Origin of the sequence: Candidatus Megaera venefica (assembly GCF_034554655.1) — a bacterium.
In the GTDB taxonomy this organism is placed as follows: domain Bacteria; phylum Pseudomonadota; class Alphaproteobacteria; order Rickettsiales; family Rickettsiaceae; genus Megaera_A; species Megaera_A venefica.
In genome coordinates this window covers 1-6,731 of the sequence record NZ_JARJFB010000105.1, presented here as the reverse complement: position 1 = coordinate 6,731, position 6,731 = coordinate 1, and the positions used below count along the sequence as shown (strand labels likewise).

Genomic DNA, 6,731 nt, shown 5'->3' with positions numbered 1-6,731 from the left:
AATTGTCTTTAGAATTAGCGATAATATGTTCATAATTACCTATATCTTTATTTCTAATATAGAATTTTGTACTCATGTTTAGTCTATTATCATAGATGAACTTATTAACAAAATTTTCTACAGAATCAAGGTTTTCATTTGTTGCTACTACATTAACCGTAACATCAGAGTCTTTCCATCTTTTAGAACTTTGAAGCACGGAGGCATATCTAGTAATGATCTCTATACTTTCTCCATCTTCTAAATTCCACCATAAATCTAAATTTTGTAATATAGGTAGAGTGTTAGAATGAGGTGTTGATATATAAAGCAGAAGATCTTTTTGCTGAACGTAACATGTTGTAACTAGCTCCAAACATTCATTGTTAATATCCTCGGGTCTAGATATTTGAATAATAACGGAATTCACTCTTAAACCGTCATATCCATAAGATGTTATAAGATTAGTATACCCTGCGTATACAGAAACTGCAGGCTGAACCGTAACAAGGCAATTAATATTTTTAGAGCTAAAAAGAGATTTTAGAGTCCTTGTATTATCGCTTATACACTCCGTTGTGTTCCGATCTATCGGTATAACGACGGCTATAGTCAACAAGCCGCTACTATTTGATATTTCGTTGGCTAAATCTATTAAAGCATCATCGTGAATTCGAGATGAAAGCACAAGTAAATTAGGATGCCACGTGTGTATATGATCTCTATGACCATCTAGTTTATAGAGGATAGACCTTGCAAGATAAAATAACATACTGCCTTTTGCATCTTGAAAGCGAGTATGAATTCTCTTTTTATATAAAATAAAGTAAAATAAAATAAATATTGAGATGGCAATAAAGCTCCAACCCGCTTCCACCATAAACATTCCAATAAAACAAAGCAAACTACCGAATAAAGAAGCCCAATACGGAAAATAAAATCTAGGTTTCCAACTAGGTGCGTCAATTAAGCTGGAGACGCCGGCTGCAAAATTAAGTAACCCATAGCTAATAAGACATACCATCGAGTATAAAGGTATTATTAAGTCTATACTCGTGTAAAGCATAACTATTAATATTATTATCGTTGTTGCAAGTAATCCCCACAAAGGCTCGCCGTAAGTGCCGTATTCTTTTGCAAAAATATGCGGTAATAATTTATCTTTAGACATGCTTTGTAGAATACGAGGCGCAGCGAGCAAAGACCCTAACGCGCTTGATAAAGTGGCAACACATATACCGAAGGTTACGAGCCAACCTAAATGTGAGTATTTAATAAAAACAAACGGATCGGATATTAGGATATTATTCGGTATATATTTATCGGCAAATATGATTACTCCGGAATATATACCTATAGCAAATAATAAAGATGCTGCATTACCGAGCATTAAAGATCTCGCAGGATTCTTTAGCTTACCCGAGAGAGCCATTCCGGCTTCTATACCGGTAAGTGCTACGTATAATATAGAAAACCCTTGCCAAAAACTTAACTTGCCTTTCTCAAAAAATGGCGGTTTTACATCGCTTAAATCTATATTATCTACCGATCCGAATATAATTCCCGCAACAGACAATATAAGTATAATTAAAATGATAAATTGTACTTTAAGAGCCGCTTTAGAAGAAAAACTAGAAAGACCGGCTAATAATAAGAGCGTTACGACTTCCACTATGTTTACGTTAATGATAGGAAAGATTTCAGCAACCGTATAAGCAAAAGCGCTAATAGTCATTGCCGCACATAATAACTGATTTATATATAGAGCAAAACCCAGTGCACCGCCCGCTTCTATACCGAGAGAGCGCGTTATAAGATAATACACGCCTCCGTCTTTAACTTTCATATTTGTAGCTAGAGTTGCAATGGATGCACTTGTTAGTAACATAATAAGCGAAGATAATATAACTATTGCAATCGTTGTTACTAATCCCGCGCTACCTACTATCACTCCAATCCGTAAAAAAAGAATTACGCCGAACATCATCGTGACATTCGGTACAAAAATTCCTAGAAATGTTCCGTATTTTTTATCTTCTGTCATTTAAATTTATCATTTATAACGGTTATATAAGGGCTTTGTTCGGCAGGGTACGATTTTAATTAATTCCGGCATAATTATAATCTTTTCTTAGCAATTCATTCGCCGAATGAGTTACGACTGAATTAATTGTCTGCCGACAACTATAATTTTACCTTCTTGTGATAATCAAAAAATACGTATTTTTCTTATTGTATTAAGTAAAATTGCTAGAACTACTGAACTTAAAGACCCTACTATCACTCCTATTTTAGCTAAACTCTGAGTTGCCGAATCCGGGAATGCTAATAAACCTACAAATAGGCTCATAGTAAAGCCTATCCCACAGAAAACCGAGATTATATAAACATGAGTAAACTTACTATTCGGCGGTAGTGAAGCCCACCTTAATTTAATGGTGATATAAGAGAATAGAGTTACTCCTAGCTGTTTTCCTAAAAACAACCCACATGCTACCCCTAAAAATATAGGATTAAAAAAGTCGATATCTCGGTCATTAGAAAAATCTACTCCACTAGAAGTAAAGGCGAAAAGAGGTAGTATTATAAATTGTACCCAAGGGTGTAGCTTGTACATCAATTCTTTAAGGTAAGGGGTAGCAGTTTTTTTAGTTAAAGGTATAAAGAAGCCGGTTAAAAAGCCGGCAAGAGTTGTATGTAGCCCTGCATTATGAAATCCTATGCATAATAAAGTACCTACCAGAATATATAAATAAGTTGTAGTAATTTTTTTTCTATTAAAGATCCAAAAACAAGCAAGCAAAGGCAGGCTTATCCATACCCATAACAAATTAAAGTCTGAACTATAAAAAATTGCAATAATGATAATTGCTCCTAAATCATCAAATATAGCAATAGACAATAAAAATACTTTTATTGAAGTAGGAAGAGCTCCTCCAATTAAGTTAAATAAACAAATTGCAAATGCAATATCGGTAGCGCAAGGAACGGCAAAACCCGGATAGTTTTCCGGATAGCTTATGTTAATTAAGAGGTAGAACACTGCCGGTACAACCATCCCGCCTATTGCTGCCACAAGAGGTAATAATACTTGTCTTTTGTCGGATAAAGATCCTTCGTGAAATTCATACCTTAATTCCATACCGATGTAAGAGAAAAAAATTACCATTAATATATCTTTTACAATCGACTCTAATGATTGTTCTAGGTGAAAAAAAACTGAAGAAAGCTTGATAGGAGAACTGATAAATTCGTAATACCAATCAGTAGTATTTGATAATATGAGAGCGCTCCACATAGCTGCAATCATCAAAACACCTCCAACGGTGTCTATTTGCTTATGGCTTAAGGTCATTTATTATCCTACTACAAAACATATATTTTCTCCTTTGATCGTTAAGCCATAGGAATTATACATGACAACGTTTTCCTTTTATAAGTAATCTAAAAGCCAAGCTTTGAGAGCCTACCTTACGAGCCGCCTACGGCAATCGAGTTAACATTTACTTCTTCTTCAGTATGTAACTCTTGCAACCTATAACAACCTAAATAAGCAATGCAACACTACTAGCTTTAAACTCTGGCTCTTGTTTCTTGGAGCAATCTACAACCATGTGTTCTTAATATAGCAAACCTTGGGTAAATTCTTGTTTTTCTTGCGTAATTAACGAATAATTGTATCTTCAACACATATTATATACTTCACATCCCATACAAATAAATTGTGCTTTTATAATACATCTAATCCAGTTTTAAAAGAGGGCTATTTCTCTATAAACTTAAAAATTCTTCTGACTATCATAGCGAATGCCCCATTACCCATGACATTAGCGCACGTACCAAACGAGTCTTGCAAAATATAAATTGTAGCTAATATACTGACCATTTCAGGAGTGAAACCTAAATAATTTTGTAACACAGGAAGAACCACTAGCACACTTGCACCGGGAATTCCTACACATGACAATTTGGCAATCGAGAAGGCAAAAGCAAAGGGTATAAAGGAACCCAAGTTGGGTGCAACGAACCCAAAAACTGACAAAAGAGTTAAGGCTGTCATAATAATTGTTAAATCATCACCTAGCATATGAATATTAGCGGTAGAAGGTATAATCAGATCAGCGAAGTTCTTATCTTTAGTCATGTCTTCGGTACATTTTAAAGTCACAGGCATAGTAGCTGCAGAAGACATTGTACTAAAACCAGTTAAGCCTGCCGGTAGCATAATTTTTAAGTTAGTAAAAGTAAGTTTCAACTTACCTTTAGAAGCAATTAGGTACAAGACAAAAATATAGCAAATGACAAGCGACATGCTTAATAGAAAAACTCTACTATATTGATGGAATAAATGGACAAGCGCATTATCGTAACTCAGTTTAATACAAAATCCGAACACATATAATGGTAATAACGGAATAAAAATTTTAGTTAAGAAATAACTGACTTTGTCACCTAAGCTCAATGTAATAACTTTTACCATCTGTTTTACTACATTATTATCTGATAAAAAGTTAATTAATAGACCCAATAAGACACCTGCTACCATCGCTTTTTCCGTACTAATTAACGTTGGCAAGTTGAAATTAAATAAAACCTCAACTGAAGAAGCAAATTTTGTAGCAAAGTCCGGTGTATGATCAATATTAAGATATGGCAAAGTCAAAGAGCCAAATAAATAGGCGGTAGTTAGTGCTAGCAAATTAGAACACGTTACTCCCAGAAAAATAATCGTAAGCAACAATAAGGAGCCGTTTTTAATATTAATAAGCGCTCTTAAAATAAAGCTAAAAACGATAATTGGAAGCATTAATATTAATATTTCAATAAAGCAAAAGCTAATAGTATAGCTTATAGACACGTAATAAACATCAATCTTTTGTCCTAAGAATAAGGCTAATAATATACTTATAGCTAACTGGACTGAAACTTGTTTTAAAAACAGCAATAAATATTTAAGGATAGACATTTTTTCTCAGAATAAAGAAGTAATATATAAAATTATCTGTCTAAAAAAGCCTACTTTCTCAATTGACTCTTTGACAATAATAGGGGTTTCTTGTCTTTCCTTATCAATAGTAATAATTATTTGTCCTGCTACATCACCAGCTCTTAAAGGAGCGGAAAGAGAGGGGGGAATATTCTTTTTTATATCCACGTTATTTTTTTGTTCTGAGCGTAGAACAAGTCCAAAAATATCCTCCGCGACTTCTAATTGTACTTTATTCTTAACTCCGAGCCATACGGGAACCTCATCTACCACATCTCCTTTAGAGTAAAATTTCTTATTAACAAAGTTCTGTTTTATCCAGTAAACTACCTTGGCAGCTTCATCACTTCTTTCTTGCATGGAACTAAGACCGTTAATGACTATTATATAACGCCTATCTTTGTCAATAAAGGAAGCGACTATACCGTACCCTCCCTCATCCGTATAACCCGTTTTGATACCATCGCATCCCAGATCTTTATATAATAAAGGATTGCGATTTCCCTGTGTAATAGACTTACCTTTTTGATCCTTACCAAAAGTAAAATTTTTCTCGCGATATATAGGATAAAATTCAGGATGCGTTTTTATTAACCATGAACCAAGAAGAGCTAAATCATAAGCCGTGCTATAATGATTTTCTGTATACCAACCATTGGAATTAACAAAATGAGTATTTTTCATACCCATTTCTTGCGCCGTGGAATTCATAACATCCACAAACTCTTCCTCACTTCCGTACAATCCTTCGGCTGCTACAACGCAAGCATCATTACCTGATTGGATTATAATCCCGCGCAGAATGTCTTCAAGCTTTACTTGCTCACCAAGCGGCATAAATGATTTTGATCCGCCGATTCTCCAAGCTTTCTCGCTTACTAAAAATGTAGTATCTAAAGATACCTCTCCTTTTTTAAGCTTCTCTTCAATAACATAAGAGGTCATCATTTTTGTCATAGAAGAAGGAGGCATTTTCTCATGAGCGTGTTTTTCTAACAAAATCTTACCCGTAAAGTAATCCGTAACTATTGCCTGCTTCGCTTTAAGAGCAATAGCTGTAGACCCGGGATAACGAATAATATTTATATTATCCGCTAACTTTTCTTTTTTTGTATTCTCTGGTTTTTCAGTGCTTAGTTTCTTTTTGATTGCAAAAACATGATGACTCGTAAAAACAAAAGTTAAACCTAAGAATAACAAGCAAATAGCTTTTAAAATAACTCTCATGCAATTATTTACCCTCCTCTTTAATAATCACTTCATGGGTATTATAACAACTAATATTTAAGATAGCGACATGCGCGGTAACCAAAGATAATTATCTGATCATGATTTAGAGTTTGTCGTGAGCTATAATATTATCAGTTAGGCGACCTCACCTAACTGATAGCGGCACAAAAACAAGAAGGAATATTGAATAAAATCATTCCTCTTACATCTCTAAGATGTTTTGATAAAGTAACTAAGTTGACTGGTTGTGTCAATAGAGTAACATAAAGAAGTAAATAATAAGAAGTATTTTATAATTTCATTAGTAAGATGAGTTAAAATGATAGTTCGGCTCTGTTGCAAATAGAAACCTATATTTACCCCCCTATCTCTTTACTAGAAATCTTTTCTTTTTCTTATTAGATTATTAAAGATAACTCAGTTTCAATTTACTGAACTCGTCTTTAAAAAATGGCAAACACTGTCATTTTTCAAAGCTGAGTTCAGCAGATTGTGTTTAAAACCTTATAAATCCATTCTAAAATTATCAAAGTTG

At 33.9% G+C, this 6,731-nt stretch carries 4 protein-coding genes; all 4 read right to left on the bottom strand.

The window, feature by feature from the left end; translation table 11 throughout:
* A partial coding sequence (locus Megvenef_RS06560; RefSeq protein ID WP_322777177.1) for an amino acid permease occupies nt 1–2,023 on the bottom strand: 2,023 nt, incomplete at its 3' end.
* Between the two features lie 165 nt (nt 2,024–2,188).
* Entirely contained in the window at nt 2,189–3,334 is a 1,146-nt protein-coding gene (gene nhaA / locus Megvenef_RS06555; protein ID WP_322777176.1) for a Na+/H+ antiporter NhaA, read from the bottom strand.
* Between the two features lie 408 nt (nt 3,335–3,742).
* Nucleotides 3,743–4,945, bottom strand: coding sequence for a cation:dicarboxylate symporter family transporter (locus tag Megvenef_RS06550; protein ID WP_322777175.1), 1,203 nt, complete (start codon nt 4,943–4,945; stop codon nt 3,743–3,745).
* A 6-nt stretch (nt 4,946–4,951) separates the two neighbouring features.
* Nucleotides 4,952–6,193, bottom strand: a complete 1,242-nt coding sequence (locus Megvenef_RS06545) for a D-alanyl-D-alanine carboxypeptidase family protein (RefSeq protein WP_322777174.1) — start codon at nt 6,191–6,193, stop codon at nt 4,952–4,954.
* Nucleotides 6,194–6,731: the final 538 nt, after the last annotated feature.